This window comes from Pseudomonas sp. NFIX49, from assembly GCF_900115915.1.
Lineage (GTDB): Bacteria > Pseudomonadota > Gammaproteobacteria > Pseudomonadales > Pseudomonadaceae > Aquipseudomonas > Aquipseudomonas pharyngis.
Genome location: NZ_FOYE01000006.1, coordinates 353255 through 367105, shown reverse-complemented (window position 1 = coordinate 367105; position 13851 = coordinate 353255). Strand labels below are relative to the sequence as shown.

The 13851-nt window shown below is 55.6% G+C and carries 16 protein-coding genes and 2 tRNA genes; 9 read left to right on the top strand and 9 right to left on the bottom strand.

What is annotated here, in order from left to right; all coding sequences use genetic code 11:
* Nucleotides 1-39 precede the first annotated feature (39 nt).
* Complete coding sequence (locus BMZ46_RS19495; protein ID WP_039768775.1) at nucleotides 40-1116, bottom strand: 3-deoxy-7-phosphoheptulonate synthase; 1077 nt, start codon at nucleotides 1114-1116, stop codon at nucleotides 40-42.
* Nucleotides 1117-1731: 615 nt separating this feature from the next.
* On the opposite strand from BMZ46_RS19495, the gene BMZ46_RS19490 reads away from it, so the two are divergent.
* The 7 genes from BMZ46_RS19490 to BMZ46_RS19455 all read left to right on the top strand — a co-directional run bounded on the left by BMZ46_RS19490 (nucleotide 1732) and on the right by BMZ46_RS19455 (nucleotide 7154).
* Nucleotides 1732-2175 carry a GNAT family N-acetyltransferase gene (locus tag BMZ46_RS19490; RefSeq protein ID WP_011334464.1) on the top strand — a complete coding sequence of 148 codons (444 nt, stop codon included), beginning with the start codon at nucleotides 1732-1734 and terminating at the stop codon, nucleotides 2173-2175.
* A gap of 127 nt (nucleotides 2176-2302) precedes the next feature.
* Nucleotides 2303-2944 carry a response regulator transcription factor GacA gene (gene uvrY / locus BMZ46_RS19485; protein WP_032829778.1) on the top strand — a complete coding sequence of 214 codons (642 nt, stop codon included), beginning with the start codon at nucleotides 2303-2305 and terminating at the stop codon, nucleotides 2942-2944.
* Nucleotides 2945-2946: 2 nt separating this feature from the next.
* Nucleotides 2947-4770 (top strand): excinuclease ABC subunit UvrC, encoded by a 1824-nt coding sequence (gene uvrC, locus BMZ46_RS19480; RefSeq protein WP_039768773.1) that lies wholly within the window; start codon nucleotides 2947-2949, stop codon nucleotides 4768-4770.
* Between the two features lie 32 nt (nucleotides 4771-4802).
* The gene (gene pgsA, locus BMZ46_RS19475) at nucleotides 4803-5363 is read left to right on the top strand and encodes a CDP-diacylglycerol--glycerol-3-phosphate 3-phosphatidyltransferase (protein WP_007958898.1); all 561 of its coding nucleotides are present in this window, start codon (nucleotides 4803-4805) and stop codon (nucleotides 5361-5363) included.
* 60 nt (nucleotides 5364-5423) lie between these two features.
* Nucleotides 5424-5499 (top strand) — tRNA-Gly (locus BMZ46_RS19470).
* A 47-nt stretch (nucleotides 5500-5546) separates the two neighbouring features.
* Nucleotides 5547-5620, top strand: a tRNA-Cys gene (locus BMZ46_RS19465).
* Between the two features lie 487 nt (nucleotides 5621-6107).
* Nucleotides 6108-7154 carry an LPO_1073/Vpar_1526 family protein gene (locus tag BMZ46_RS19455; protein WP_074690382.1) on the top strand — a complete coding sequence of 349 codons (1047 nt, stop codon included), beginning with the start codon at nucleotides 6108-6110 and terminating at the stop codon, nucleotides 7152-7154.
* Nucleotides 7155-7191: 37 nt separating this feature from the next.
* On the opposite strand, the gene BMZ46_RS19450 is transcribed toward BMZ46_RS19455, so the two are convergent.
* The 7 genes from BMZ46_RS19450 to BMZ46_RS19420 form a co-directional block, all read right to left on the bottom strand.
* Nucleotides 7192-8259: a tyrosine-type recombinase/integrase gene (locus BMZ46_RS19450; protein WP_074690383.1), complete on the bottom strand. Its 1068-nt coding sequence runs from the start codon at nucleotides 8257-8259 to the stop codon at nucleotides 7192-7194.
* A 2-nt stretch (nucleotides 8260-8261) separates the two neighbouring features.
* Complete coding sequence (locus BMZ46_RS19445; RefSeq protein ID WP_074690384.1) at nucleotides 8262-8516, bottom strand: DUF4224 domain-containing protein; 255 nt, start codon at nucleotides 8514-8516, stop codon at nucleotides 8262-8264.
* 228 nt (nucleotides 8517-8744) lie between these two features.
* On the bottom strand, nucleotides 8745-11468 hold the full coding sequence (locus tag BMZ46_RS19440; RefSeq protein ID WP_254778422.1) for a bifunctional DNA primase/helicase: 2724 nt from the start codon (nucleotides 11466-11468) through the stop codon (nucleotides 8745-8747).
* A complete protein-coding gene (locus tag BMZ46_RS19435) occupies nucleotides 11465-11704 on the bottom strand; it encodes a hypothetical protein (RefSeq protein WP_074690385.1) in 240 nt (79 codons plus the stop codon). The genes BMZ46_RS19440 and BMZ46_RS19435 overlap by 4 nt, the downstream gene beginning before the upstream one ends.
* 82 nt (nucleotides 11705-11786) lie before the next feature.
* On the bottom strand, nucleotides 11787-12011 hold the full coding sequence (locus BMZ46_RS19430) for a hypothetical protein (RefSeq protein ID WP_074690386.1): 225 nt from the start codon (nucleotides 12009-12011) through the stop codon (nucleotides 11787-11789).
* Entirely contained in the window at nucleotides 12008-12298 is a 291-nt protein-coding gene (locus tag BMZ46_RS19425) for an Ogr/Delta-like zinc finger protein (RefSeq protein ID WP_074690387.1), read from the bottom strand. Before BMZ46_RS19425 ends, BMZ46_RS19430 begins: the two co-directional genes overlap by 4 nt.
* A 34-nt stretch (nucleotides 12299-12332) precedes the next feature.
* Entirely contained in the window at nucleotides 12333-12539 is a 207-nt protein-coding gene (locus tag BMZ46_RS19420) for a DNA-binding protein (protein ID WP_074690388.1), read from the bottom strand.
* Between BMZ46_RS19420 and BMZ46_RS29860 the strand changes: the two genes are divergently transcribed.
* Both BMZ46_RS29860 and BMZ46_RS29365 read left to right on the top strand, forming a co-directional pair.
* Nucleotides 12456-12989, top strand: a complete 534-nt coding sequence (locus BMZ46_RS29860; RefSeq protein ID WP_081353129.1) for a helix-turn-helix domain-containing protein — start codon at nucleotides 12456-12458, stop codon at nucleotides 12987-12989. The two genes, BMZ46_RS19420 and BMZ46_RS29860, sit on opposite strands and share 84 nt — an antisense overlap.
* A gap of 103 nt (nucleotides 12990-13092) precedes the next feature.
* Nucleotides 13093-13257, top strand: coding sequence for a hypothetical protein (locus tag BMZ46_RS29365; protein WP_170844923.1), 165 nt, complete (start codon nucleotides 13093-13095; stop codon nucleotides 13255-13257).
* 163 nt (nucleotides 13258-13420) lie between these two features.
* On the opposite strand, the gene BMZ46_RS19410 is transcribed toward BMZ46_RS29365, so the two are convergent.
* Nucleotides 13421-13714, bottom strand: coding sequence for a DUF3077 domain-containing protein (locus tag BMZ46_RS19410; protein WP_074690390.1), 294 nt, complete (start codon nucleotides 13712-13714; stop codon nucleotides 13421-13423).
* Nucleotides 13715-13851: the final 137 nt, after the last annotated feature.

Here is a 13851-nt window from a genome sequence, read left to right as displayed (position 1 = left end):
GCCCTCCGCTTGAAATTCGGCGGAGGGCGGTGCTCATCATCAGACCGAAGTCTGTTTGCGCATACGGTGGGCGGCATCCAGCAGCAATTGTCTCGTGGCATCGAACCCGAGGCAGCCATCGGTTACCGAAACCCCGTAGCGAAGCGACTCGCTCAAGGGCTGGCATCCTTCGAACAGGTGCGATTCAAGCATCATGCCGATCAGCGAGCGGTCGCCCTGCAAACGCTGCTCCAGTACATGATTGAACACTTCGGGCTGACGAAGCGGGTCCTTGCCGCTGTTCGCGTGGCTACAGTCGACCATTATCCGGCTCGGGATTTTCAGTCGGCTCAATTCGCTGTTGATCCTGGAAACGCTTTCACGGTCGTAGTTCGGCCCCTGATGTCCACCCCGCAACACCAGATGCGTATCCGGGTTGCCCAAAGTCGGGATGATTGCCGGATGGCCCTGGCTGTCCACGCCGAAATGGCGGTGGGGATGAGCTGCCGAACGCATTGCATCGACGGCAATGGCGACACCACCATCGGTTCCATTCTTGAAGCCGACCGGCATGCCAAGCCCGCTGGCCATTTCACGATGGATCTGAGATTCAGTGGTGCGGGCGCCGATGGCGACCCAGCTCAGCAAGTCGTCGAAGTATCCGGCGGCCATGGGTTGCAGCAGTTCAGTGGCAACCGGCAGTCCGAGGCGGATCATTTCCAGCATCAGTTCGCGCGATAGCGTCAGGCCCGCAGCCATGTCGTCGCTGCCGTCGAGATGAGGGTCGTATGCCAGACCTTTCCAGCCGACGGTTGTGCGAGGCTTTTCAACGTAGGCGCGCATGACAAGCTGCATGTCCTGACGGACTTCGCTGGCCAGTTGTGCGAGTTTTCCGGCGTATTCAAGTGCGGATTCGGGGTCGTGTATCGAGCAAGGACCAACGATCACCAAAAGGCGTTGATCTTCACCATTGAGAATCGCTCGGACCGCCTGGCGGTGGGCAACGACTTGATTGTTCAGGGCATTGCTGAGCGGCAATTGCTGCTTGAGTTGCAGCGAACTTGGCAGACGCAGGGTCAGCGCTTCGTTGGCAGAGTTCAACGTGGACAGTGGCAGAGCAGAAACGGACGAGTTCATATTCGGTATTCCTGGGCGGACGGCGGGGTCTTCCCGCTCAATCGACCCTACTGGGGTGTTCGACAATTGGCCGGATTGGCTACGTGTGTTGGCTTGCCACCTGTGGGTGACCGATCGGAGGCGGCAGGCTGTCCCGAGCGGAGGCTGGTAAATCGCCAGGCGGTAAAACTGTCGTAACGGTAATAAGTGGCGTAGTTCATTGGTTGAATCCTCAAAGTGTCTGGTGTGTTGCTGAAAAAAGTTCGGGCCTGAAAAAACAAAACCCCCGGTCGGGAGGCCGACCGGGGGTTGAGAAATCTCTGGTAGGCGACCCGTTAAAATGGGCGCCGGTTGGGTATCAGGCGCGCCAGTGGCTAAACCAATACCCAAAATAAAAGCTTGCTGGAGCCGAGGCACCGTTCACCCGGGCAGCCGCAACCGAGCGCGAGGCGCTGCTGGTATGGAGCTGTGAAAGGGCGTTGAACATGAGCTGTCTCCGATGAATGCGCCGAGCTTACTAGAGGCTGCTGCGCATCAGCAATCAGAAAATGCTATCGGAGTAGCAAGAAGGACTTTATGGGTTGAGCGCTCGCCTGGGTGTGCCACACTCTGCTTTTGACGCGTATCGAGGCGGGAATGAGTTTTGAATTGCGCCAGGCAACGGCCGCCGACCTGTCGTTTGTGCGAGAGCTGACTTGCCGAAACATGCTCCGCTACTACATTCACTATGACTTGCTGTGGCAGGACGAGGCGTTCGATGTCGCCTGGGCCGGGCGCGACAACTGGTTGATCCTTCAGGAAGGCGAATTGGCGGGTTATTTCAGTCTGAGTCGTGATGCTCGGGCCGTGTACATCCGCGAATTGCAGATCGTCGAAAGCGCTCAAGGCCAGGGCGCGGGATCCTGGGCGATCGATCAGGTTGTTGCGATGGCGCGGCTGGAGCGTCGCCCGGCGTTGCGCCTGACGGTGTTCAAAAACAATCCGGCGCAAAACCTGTATCGAAAAAAAGGAATGTTGGTGCAGGGTGAGGATGAGTGTTTCCTGCGAATGCAGCTCGATTTCAGTACACCTGTGCTCTGAAACCCACAGCCGGCAAGCCCCCGATGAAGAATTGAAACTTTTAATATGTCGCTTGCCGCTAGGTCTGCCCCGCACTTTTTGCTAAGGTGTCCGGCATCCCAATAAGACCATATCGCGAGGTGTCTGCTTGATTAGGGTGCTAGTGGTCGATGACCATGATCTCGTTCGTACAGGCATTACACGTATGCTGGCCGACATCGATGGCCTGCAGGTGGTGGGCCAGGCCGAGTCCGGGGAAGAATCCCTCATCAAGGCTCGTGAGTTGAAGCCCGACGTGGTGCTGATGGACGTCAAGATGCCGGGCATCGGCGGCCTCGAAGCTACGCGCAAACTGTTGCGAAGTCATCCCGACATCAAAGTGGTTGCAGTCACCGTGTGTGAGGAAGATCCGTTTCCTACACGTTTGTTGCAGGCCGGTGCGGCGGGGTATCTGACCAAGGGCGCCGGGTTGCCGGAAATGGTTCAGGCCATTCGCCTGGTGTTCGCCGGCCAGCGCTATATCAGCCCGCAGATTGCCCAGCAACTGGCAATCAAATCCTTTCAGCCGACCAATGATTCACCGTTCGATGCGTTGTCGGAACGGGAAATCCAGATTGCGCTGATGATTGTCGGCTGTCAGAAGGTTCAGATCATTTCCGACAAGTTATGCCTGTCGCCCAAAACAGTGAATACCTACCGTTACCGCATTTTCGAGAAGCTCTCGATCAGCAGCGATGTCGAACTGACGCTTCTGGCAGTCCGTCACGGCATGGTTGATGCCAGCCTCTGACCATGACTGAAACATTCGATTCGGGCGCTTTTTTATCGACCGTCAGCGGGCGCCCCGGCGTTTATCGCATGTTCGACAGCGACGCGCGTCTGTTGTACGTAGGCAAAGCCAAGAACCTGAAGAAACGCCTGGCGAGTTACTTTCGCAAGACGGGGCTGGCGCCGAAAACGGCGGCACTGGTCGGGCGTATCGCCCAGGTCGAAACCACCATCACGTCCAACGAGACAGAGGCGTTGCTGCTTGAGCAGACTCTGATCAAGGAGTGGAGGCCGCCGTACAACATCCTGTTGCGCGACGATAAATCCTATCCTTACGTCTTTTTGTCTGACGGGCAATTCCCGCGCCTGAGCATTCATCGCGGGGCCAAGAAGGCCAAGGGCAAGTATTTCGGTCCCTATCCGAGTGCCGGGGCGATTCGCGAAAGCCTCAGCCTTCTGCAGAAGACGTTCTTCGTGCGTCAGTGCGAGGACAGCTATTACAAGAACCGGACCCGGCCGTGCCTGCAATATCAGATCAAGCGTTGCAAGGCGCCTTGTGTCGGGCTGGTCGAGCCTGAGGTGTACGCCGAGGACGTGCGTCACTCGGTAATGTTCCTCGAAGGACGCAGCCATGCGTTGACCAATGAACTGTCTACGGCGATGGAAGAGGCTGCAATCAACCTCGAGTTCGAACGCGCCGCCGAACTGCGTGACCAGATTGCCTTGCTGCGTCGGGTACAGGATCAGCAGAGCATGGAAGGCGGAACGGGTGATATCGATGTGATCGCCGCGTTCGTCAATCCGGGCGGTGCTTGTGTTCACCTGATCAGCGTGCGGGGAGGGCGAGTGCTTGGCAGCAAGAATTTCTTCCCCCAGGTCGGGATCGAAGAGGACGTAGCCGAAGTCATGGCTGCGTTTCTGGGGCAATACTTCATCAGCAGCCCGGAGCGCGACTTGCCGAGCGAGTTGATCGTCAATGTCGTTCACGAAGACTTTCCTGCGTTGATCGAGGCTATTCACACGCTACGCGGACGTGAGTTGACCATCAGTCATCGGGTGCGGGGAACACGGGCTCGCTGGCAGCAGTTGGCCGTGACCAATGCCGAGCAGGCGCTTGGCGCAAGGTTGGCCAACCGTCAACACGTTGCCGCACGCTTCGAAGCATTGGCTGAAGTGCTGAACCTCGATGAGCCGCCACAACGGCTGGAGTGCTATGACATCAGCCACTCCAGCGGTGAAGCCACGGTTGCTTCCTGCGTGGTGTTCGGGCCGGAAGGAGCGATCAAGTCGGATTATCGCCGCTACAACATCGAAGGTGTGACCGCTGGCGACGATTACGCCGCCATGCATCAGGCCCTGACCCGACGCTTCAGCAAACTTAAGGAAGGCGAGGGCAAGTTACCGGACATCCTGTTGGTGGACGGTGGCAAGGGGCAGCTGTCGATGGCACGTGATGTGCTCAACGAGCTGGCTGTCCCCGATCTGATTCTGCTGGGGGTCGCGAAGGGTGCCACGCGCAAGGCGGGCTTCGAGACTTTGTATCTGAATGATGCGGCGCATGAGTTCACCTTGCGGGGTGATTCGCCAGCACTGCACCTGATCCAGCAAATCCGTGACGAGGCCCACCGCTTTGCGATCACCGGCCACCGTGCACGGCGCGGCAAGACCCGCCGCACGTCAACGTTGGAAGGCGTTGCTGGCGTAGGGCCGACCCGGCGGCGGGACTTGTTGAAACATTTTGGTGGATTGCAGGAGCTGTCTCGTGCAAGCATCGAAGAGATCGCCAAAGCACCGGGGATCAGCAAAAAGCTAGCAGAGTCGATTTATGCAAACCTGCATAGTGAGTAGAATGCCCATTCACCTCGTAGCCAGTTGTGCCGATGAATATCCCTAATCTGATTACCGTTCTCCGCGTCCTGCTCATCCCGATCTTCATTCTGCTGTTTTATCTGCCTTACCAATGGAGCTATCTGGCCTCAAGTTCGGTATTCGCCTTTGCGGCGGCGACGGACTGGCTGGACGGCTATCTCGCGCGACGCCTGGAGCAAAGCACGCCTTTTGGTGCGTTTCTCGATCCGGTAGCCGACAAGCTCATGGTCGCCGTCGCACTGGTCTTGCTGGTGCAAGAGCATGGCAACCTTTGGCTCACACTGCCGGCAGCTGTCATTATCGGTCGCGAGATCGTGGTCTCGGCATTGCGTGAGTGGATGGCCGAACTTGGTGCCCGGGCCCATGTGGCCGTGTCGAATCTGGGCAAGTGGAAAACTGCTGCGCAGATGCTTGCTCTGGTGATTCTCCTGGCCAATCCCAAGGTTTTCAGTTTCTGGGTTGTCATCGGTTACGCGTTGCTGATGGTGTCGGCAGGCCTGACCCTGTGGTCGATGGTTCAATACCTTCGTGCTGCCTGGCCACATCTGAAGACCGATGTTGAAAAGAAATAAAACTTTTTTGAATCAAAGGGTTGACGGGGCATCTGGAATCTATAGAATGCGCCACACCAAGCGGGAATAGCTCAGTTGGTAGAGCACGACCTTGCCAAGGTCGGGGTCGCGAGTTCGAGTCTCGTTTCCCGCTCCAAGTTTGTACAACGTTTGTTGTTGCGCTACTGACAGCAAATGTTTTGAGGCCGAGTAGCAAAATGGTTATGCAGCGGATTGCAAATCCGCCTACGCCGGTTCGATTCCGACCTCGGCCTCCACTCTTAAAAACCCCGTAGATCAATGATCTACGGGGTTTTTTATTGCCTGCTGGAAAGTGATGTGTTCCGCAATTTTAGGGAGGTGTTCCGCAACTATCGTTGTGCCCGCGTCGATTTGTTGTGGATATTGAGCTTCCCTTAGTGACGCTGAGTGGGCATCAGAGTGGCGGCATGGCTCGACAACACTGCTGGCAGCATGCCACTCTGAACCAAAGGGAAATGCTGGAGAGGCATATGTTTTTCATCAAACTTTTGGCGTTTATAGCCTTTGTGGTTTCCGGTGTATGGTTCTGCGTCCAGCCGGATTACGAGCCAGGGATAGCGGTCGTAACTTCGCTCTCCACATTCATAGGGCTCTGGCTTGCTCAGCGACAGTCGCGGTCGCGCAATAGCCCTGCTCAGGCTCAGACTGTAGGAGCGGGAGGTACCGCGATTCAGTCAGGCGGTGACACCCATATCGGAAACATATCGACTGGGAGAGCGAAGGATGCTCAATAAGGATCAAAATCAAGATGTTGGTGCTGGTGGTATCGCAATGCAGGCCGGTGGCAATATCGTGTTCGGCATATCAGCGGCAGATGCTCGAGCCATTGCGTTAGACGTTGCCAAGGCAACGTTTTATGAGCTTTCGGGAGTGGCAAAGGATGCAATGATTGCCCGTGTTGAGGAAATCACTGATAAGTTCATATCGAGGCTCGAAAACGAGTTTCCTGAAGGATTGAAGAAAGCAATCGATCCAGACTTTCAGCACGCACTTTATACCGTTCAAAAAAATTATGGTAGGACTAACGACAAGGATCTCGGTGATTTACTTGTTGATATATTGGTAGATAGAAGTAAACAAGATCAACGCGATTTTATGCAAATTGTTTTGACTGAGTCGCTAGATGTCGCACCTAAGCTAACGCCGTCACAGATTTCGGCTTTATCTGTCTCATTCTTTCTGGGTAATTCAGCAATGCAGGGGATGAGTACGGATGATCAGCTATTTGAGCTTTTCGATAAATTTCTGATGCCGTTTGTAGATAGCGCAGCCATAAGTGAGCCTAGTATTCAGCATCTGATTTTTGCAGGATGCGCCATGCATGACATCGGATCCGTATCTTTGGAAGAGATCTTGTTCCAGCGCTACCCATTCTTTTTTCTGCACGGATATTCGTTAGAGGATATAAATAACTCTGGGGTTTCTGCCAATCAGATACAGAATTTTTTTATGTATTGCCTGAATGACAAAGATAAGGGTCAAGTAGCTGCAATCAATGATAACGTGCTTCGGGAGAAATTTGAGGTGTTTCAGGCTTCCGAGAGTGATCGCACTATAATTTCCGGAATGCTGAATGGAAATCGAATGAGCGCTGAAAATATCCGTTCTAAGTGCGTGCAAGCGCGTCCTTATATGGATGAGATATTTTCCATATGGAACTCTTCATCTTTAGGTAGGTTGCGCTTGACGAGTGTCGGAAGTGCTATAGCCCATGCAAATATTAAAAGGTTGGTTGGGGAGTTTGCAGATTTATCAATCTGGATAAATTGAGTATGTGTAAGATGGGCAAGATAGACTGCCCATCAGCTCATTTAGTTGGTTTGACGATCTCTCCAACCCGACGATAAACCTTCTTGGTCATCTCTTCTGTGGAGTGGCCGAGCAGCCGGCTTGCATCCTTAATGTTCTCGATTTCGCTGCCTGCCTTCGGTCGGATATCCCTGAATTGAAACTTCCGAATTGTGCTGGCCAGCTCGGCGTCACCTTCGGCCGCTACCTTGGTGGCGGCCTTGTCTCGGGCTTCGTCCCAACGGTTGCGCAGCATGTTGTAACTCATCCGTAGTCCGGCTTGGTTGGTAATGAGTATCGAAGTTCTGACGCCGGCCTGAGATCGCCGATCCAGCAGCCCGTTTATAAAGATGCACAGATCCGTCGCTGTATCGCCGTCGTATAGTTTGATACGCAGCCGCTTTTCCGTCTTGCCCTGGTCAACCATCAGATAGCCATTATTGAGGTCGTTGGTTGAGGCTTTCAGCACATCGGCCGCGCGCTGGCCTGTCAGATATGCCAAATCCATCGCATCTCTGAGATCTTGCCCGGCTTGCTCGTACACCGCTTTCCAAACGATATCCCCGGCATAAAAATCCCTGGGCGTTTCCTTGTTCCGGCGCAAACCGAAGCAGGGGTTGGCCTTGTCAGTCAGTCCCCACTCGCGGGCGAAGGTGAACATGGTCGATAGCAGCGCTATCTCCCGATTGGCACGTACCTTTGCCGTGCGTGCATCTCGATATTGGGCGATGACCTGAGGGCTCATCGCCTCTATTGGGGCTGACTCGAAAGCTTTTCGAAGCTGCTTCAGGCTTAAGAGGTAGTCGCGCTGGGTGCGTGGTTTCAGTGTCGGTATTATTTTCGATGCATATTCGTCAAAGAGGCGGTCCATCAGGTGGGCGGGCTTGGGCGTCGCTTTGCGATCGAGGCGCGCCCATTCGATTTTGGCTTCGTCAAGATCGCTACCTAAGGGAATCTCAACGCGATTACCCTCGGCATCCCTGCCGTTGTAGTAATACCCAACCCAGATCTGTCCGTTTTTCCTTTTTCGGGAACGACGGATCATCCGTGGGGGCAGGTCTCGGTTTTCGGGTTTCTTCAGGCGCATTATTAGCTCACACGAGATAGATCGAGGGACCAGGTTTCGGCGACAGCGTTGGTTGCTGAAGGCTTTACTCCGGCAAGCTTTAAGCGGGCGTAAACACGGCCTACGATGGGGCGTTGTGCGCCGGTGAGTACGTATTCCCATTCGTTTCGGGTAAGCCACTGGCGCTGAAAACACGGCGTCTTGTAGCCGGTGATGGTTGTCAGCTCATCTTCCGAAAGTGTCTCGCTCGCCATTTGAGGCTGGCTTTCGCGGTTCATGATTTCTCCAGAGGGAACCGGTCCCGTGGCTGCGTATGTTCACCAGTTGAGGCATTTAGTTGTTCTCGGAGGTCGGAACTCTTCGCTCTTGGCGTCATCTCGTCGCGGACTTTTAAGGTGTTCGTGCTGGGCCTCGTGCCGCTACCACTTTGGCTTTGTGCATGCATGGTGTTACTCCTTTACGCATCCCAGCACTACCGTACCGGGTGATCCATTAATTGCAGCGTGTTACGCCCGCTGGAAAATCCAGCAGCGCACCGTGGTGCTCCTTTTTGGCGTGCCATTTATGACGGCCTGCGACGCACGCACCGCGCTGTAAACCGCCTTATTGGTCTCCACCCATTTACGGCTACGGCTATTCACCAACAGCCCGCGCAATGTCTTCAGGTCAGCAAGGTTCTGCCGATGCTCGCTGGCCTTTTCTGCGAATTCGTTGAGGTTGATCGCGATGAGTTTCGGGTCGGTGCTGTGATTGACCTGCGGGCCTTCGCCCAGGCTTTCGAGGTATTCGAAAACCTCCCAAAATTCGGCAATCAGTGGGTGATCTGCGCTGATCGCGGCCTGCCGTTCCAGTGCCATGGTCATCAGCGCCTGCTGCGTCGTGGCGACGTGGTTATCCTCGAGCGGGCAAACCAGGCGCAGGCAATCGACCAGGGCCATCAGCTGGCTGTGGTTCTTGATGATCCGCTCCACGCGGATGTCCTTGAGCTTGCGCAAATGCTGTTCATGAACTCGCACACGTTCGGCAAACTTCGCCATCACCTGGGCTTCCGCACGCACGGCAAGCAATAAAAAGTGGCTCAGTTGCTCGACTGGGATCAGGTTCAAGTTGTCAGCCGCCGCACGGCTCTCGGTGGTGACTTCCGGACGTGCAAAGTGCGATTTGATAATCCGCGTCAGGATCGCTTCCGACGCGCTGACATCAGCGTTCTGGCTGATCGCAATTGCGCCCCGGAACGGTGGTTCGTAAGTCTCGTTGCCGCTGGTTTTCATGCCCTTGGTGCCGAGCGTGCCGCCGCCGTAGAAGTCCTTCAGCTCGTCCCAGTCGAAACCCTTGGCGTGGGCCTTGTCCGGCTCGTTGCGGTCGCCCTCGATCAGTACGACGGGCATATTGGAGACCTGGCCCATGGCGCGCTGACGGCCGGCGCGGGTCGATTTCGATGGGTCAAAACCTTCATGCTCGCGGCCGAGCAGTTTCCACAGAAAGGTCAGCAGCGTGGTCTTGCCGGCACCGGCCTCGCCGGTGACCTCAAGGAAAGGAAAGGATTTGTACTGCGCCCGGATCTGCTCGGCGAACAGCGAGCCAAACCAGAAGGCCAGGGCCACAATGCCCTTGGCGCCAAAGCACAGCCACAACATCGGCAGCCAGTCGGTCCGGTACTGCTTGGCGTCACGCTGGATGTGCATGGCAATCGACTTCTGCAGCGTCTTCAACCGCAGCTTGCCGAATTCGAAAAAGTCCTCCTTGTTCACCGTGCTGACGATGCCGCCACGGACAGCCAGATCGCCGAACACGTAGCAACTGTGGAGTTTGCTGTAACCAATGAAGTCGATGGTCTCGACGGTCTTCAGACCGAACAACTGATCCTTCATGATCTTGTCGAGCTGCTGGCCACTGCCGGTGAACACCGCGCCGGCAGCCATGCTGAGCAAGCGCTTCTTGAACTCGCTGGCGGCGGCGACCTGGCCACCGGTGAAGGTGTTCTTCACGCTGCCGCTGTCGTGGGGAAAATCGACGCGGAAGTAGTACCAGGATTCGTCGGTGACTTCGTTGCGCTGGAAGTACAGCGCCTGTGGGTAGCAGTTGGCGATTTCGACGATGCCACCGCATTGGCGCAGGGCCTTTTGACGACGCTGTTCTTCAGTAAGAAGCTGGTCTTCATGACGATCGGAAGTTTCCAGCGAATGCATTGCTTTGCTGAACTTCTCCAGGTCCATCTTGAACCAGTACAAACGGTGGTCGAAGCCGAAGTGAAATTCATGGCGCTCGCGCCAGTCGTACATCAGCACGCCTTTCTCTGCGGCGCTCTCGGCGATCAACAGCGAGCCATGGTAAAGCGCGGTGGCTAGGTCCTTTTTGACCTGCTCGGCGCGCTCGCTCTCATCATCGATAAAAGCCCAGCGTTGATGCAGATCGTTCCAATCGACCTTGCGATTATCTCGTTGCGGGATCTGCGCGGCGCCGCATTCGTAGCCCAGGGTGCGTGCCTGCCGAACCCAACGCTTGGTGTATTTGTGCGCGCCGGGTTCGTTGTCGAGCGCCCACACCAGTTTGGGTAGCTTGCCGCCGCGCTGGCGCGACAGCTCTTTCAACGATTCCTCCGGATAGGCGCCGGAGGACATCGCCGATACCGCCGCAATGCCGTTATGCACCAGAGCAATGGCATCGAAGATGCCTTCAACAATCCACAGCTCTTTGACTTCAAGCAGCTCGATGCTGGGTGGGCACCACCAGACACCACGCGGGCTGTCGCCGGGTTTGAACCGCGCTTTCATCTTGCCGAATCGGTGCGGCCGATCGATCAGGCGTTCCCAGTAGCCACCTTTTTCCAGCGCGAAACGCACTGTCGCGCTGCCGGCATTCAGCTCCTCGGAAAAGTACGAGTCTTGCGTATACCAACCCTGAATCAGTTCATGACGAAAGCCCCGGGCAAACTCGAGGTAAGCCCGGGCTGTCGCTTGGGGAAATTGCTCGGAGGAGGGCGCCCGCTTGCTCCAGTCATCGAACAGGTCTTCGTAGATTTCCTTGAGATGCCAGCGCTGAGCGCACTTGCCCTCACGACCACAGATGATCAGCCACGGCTCAGAGTAGCGGGCGTACAACTCCTTTTGGCCGCAAGCCGGGCATTTGCCGCCCCGCAGATAGTCGGTGCTCAAGCGACGCTTGAGCCCGTAATCATCCGCGAGGCGCTGCAATACATCGGCATGCAGCGCGCTGGTGAAGCTGTTCACCAAGGTCTCTTAGCCCCAATGCATGCGGAGAGGATGGTGATCAGCTGTTGCTGCGCCGCCATCGCAGGGATTGCTGCATGCAGTGCTGAGCGTCGTTCGGTAATAGGAATAGAGCTGAAACGTTCCTCATCCCAATGCTTTTTAAAGAGGGCGACTTGCAGCAGACGTGCGTTATCCAGCAATCCGCACGCTTCAATCCGGGTCAGTGTGAGGGTGACGCAAAGAGTATCTTCCATAAAAACCTCAATTTTTAGGCATGGCATGCCCATCACCCCGCAATACGGGGATGCCAGAAATGGAGATGGGCGGGAGGGTGGGTTACGCGGAAAGCGCTTCGGCTTGCTGGATGTCAGTCCAGGCCAGATGCACCAGTTTCGCCGCAAGGCTGGCCGGCACTTCCAGCGCCACAATCAAATGACGTTCAGCACTGCTGAACAGTCGATCAGAGTCCACCAGGTACTCTGCTCGATGACGCAACAAATAAGCGTGCGCGGCGTCCTGCATGCAGGTGCGGTAGTCCGGGGCAAAGTGGGTGGTGTTCATTGGTTGGCCTCCAGTCCCTGGATCGGGATCAGCATCAATTGCTCATCGGCCGGTTTCATCGCGGACCGACGTAGTGCTGCATCCGCCAAAGGGAGTCGCACGGCGGGGTTCGCCATACCGCTGGGGCTCATCTCATGCGTCATTTCGAACTGCGCCCGAACGGACCAGCCGCAGGCTTCATTCAGGCACTGCAAATACGCGACGCGGAGAAAAATATGAGTGCCTTCGCTCGTGCGTATTCGCATCCGAGACTGGCAGTGAGGGCAAACGAGTTTGTAAGTGCTCAATGACGGCATCCTTGCGTTAAATGAACGATGAATCTCAGTTTCCGGTGCTGATCGTGCCTTCCTTTATGCCCAGCAAAACGGCGGCTTGATGAGCCTTGCCGCGACGTCCTTTCTTGCGTCCGTTGAGCAAGTCGCTCACCAGATTGCTATTGAGATCATGCCGGCGGCAGAACTCGGCAAGGCTGATGCCTTGTCGATCCAGCGCTGCTCGGGCTTGCTCGGGCGTGAGTGGGGCGGGCATAGTGTCCATTCGTGTGCATCCGTGTTGATTAGGCGTCATTATGCCCAAAGAGTTGGGCCTGTAAAGGATGAAAGCTTGAAAAGTTGTGCATCTGATGAAGACTTGGACGTTGGAGTGGGTGAGCGTTTGCGCGAAGAAAGGACGCGCTTAGGGCTCAACCAAGATGCCTTTGCACAGCAGGGCGGCATCACCCGCAACACCCAGGGCAGCTACGAAAAGGGCGAGCGAAACCCCGATTCCGCCTACCTCACCGCCGTAGCCAAGGCCGGTGTAGACGTGCTCTACGTCCTGACGGGCGGGCGTTTACCACAGCCTGCCAGCACGCTGGATCCTGCCGAAAACCAACTGCTCCAGCAGTTCCGCAGCCTGTCCGACTATGACCAAAAAGCTGTGCATCGCATCGTCGGTGCCATGGCCGAAGTGACTCAGCTTTCCAGTGCCAGGAAATAAATCGTCGAGATTTAGAACATTCGTTACGACGGATTTCAGTTTTGATTTTTCGCGCTCCTGAGTAACGTTGCCCCCGCAATGCACTTAATGGAGTAGTGGGCATTTGGATCAAGATGAAAAAAAGAACATGCGCATGGATAAGCCCAATAGCGAAATGTCCGAGTTAACACAAGAAGAGTGGAATCTTCTTACACGTTATAGAGCGATGTCTGAGCAGGATCGGGAATACATCCAGCACTTTGCAAACGTGCTGACGAGTGCAGCCTGATGGCGTAGACATACCAATAATCAAGTAAACGATTTAATTGAAATGAAAACACAAGAAGGAACCCGGCCCCGTGTCGGGTTTTTTGTTGGGCAATGAGGGAGGGCGCCCACACTCAGCACGCCCAACCGCCCATGAATTCCCAAAATGCAGAGTGCCCTAGCCGCTATGTTGCAGCCTTCAGGATCACTCTCTTGGGTCGGGGAGAAACGGCTTTCACCACATCATCAATCACCGCCTTGCCCATCGCCGTCAAAAAATGCGCGGCCCAGGCATATCGGTCGGTTTCTTTCATGAATGCAGCGTCTTCGGCGAAGGCCTTAGCCAGGCTCAGCAGATCGGAAGCCTGTTCCAGCGCCTCTTTGACAGGGACGCCAGCGCTGACTTGGAACAACGGTTTTTCACCGCAGTATACGAAGTGGGTGTAGCCGATGGTTGTTTCTTCGACTTCTTCGATCAACGGTCACCTCCATTGAGTGAGAGGTGCTGAGGGAAGAGCGAGGTTTCACATTGAGGGAGTAACGGGATTTCTAACGGTTTAACTGTGTGCATTGTCTAGCTCCTTGACATAGGGAGCTGCCGATTTCGTTACCAAGC

Coding starts and splice junctions, on each gene's coding strand:
- BMZ46_RS19495 (WP_039768775.1), bottom strand. CDS start 1,116: ATGAACTCGTCCGTTTCTGCTCTGCCACTGTCCACGTTGAACTCTGCC.
- BMZ46_RS19490 (WP_011334464.1), top strand. CDS start 1,732: ATGAGTTTTGAATTGCGCCAGGCAACGGCCGCCGACCTGTCGTTTGTG.
- uvrC (WP_039768773.1), top strand. CDS start 2,947: ATGACTGAAACATTCGATTCGGGCGCTTTTTTATCGACCGTCAGCGGG.
- pgsA (WP_007958898.1), top strand. CDS start 4,803: ATGAATATCCCTAATCTGATTACCGTTCTCCGCGTCCTGCTCATCCCG.
- BMZ46_RS19455 (WP_074690382.1), top strand. CDS start 6,108: ATGCTCAATAAGGATCAAAATCAAGATGTTGGTGCTGGTGGTATCGCA.
- BMZ46_RS19450 (WP_074690383.1), bottom strand. CDS start 8,259: ATGCGCCTGAAGAAACCCGAAAACCGAGACCTGCCCCCACGGATGATC.
- BMZ46_RS19445 (WP_074690384.1), bottom strand. CDS start 8,516: ATGAACCGCGAAAGCCAGCCTCAAATGGCGAGCGAGACACTTTCGGAA.
- BMZ46_RS19435 (WP_074690385.1), bottom strand. CDS start 11,704: ATGGAAGATACTCTTTGCGTCACCCTCACACTGACCCGGATTGAAGCG.
- BMZ46_RS19430 (WP_074690386.1), bottom strand. CDS start 12,011: ATGAACACCACCCACTTTGCCCCGGACTACCGCACCTGCATGCAGGAC.
- BMZ46_RS29860 (WP_081353129.1), top strand. CDS start 12,456: ATGCCGGCGGCAGAACTCGGCAAGGCTGATGCCTTGTCGATCCAGCGC.
- BMZ46_RS19420 (WP_074690388.1), bottom strand. CDS start 12,539: ATGCCCGCCCCACTCACGCCCGAGCAAGCCCGAGCAGCGCTGGATCGA.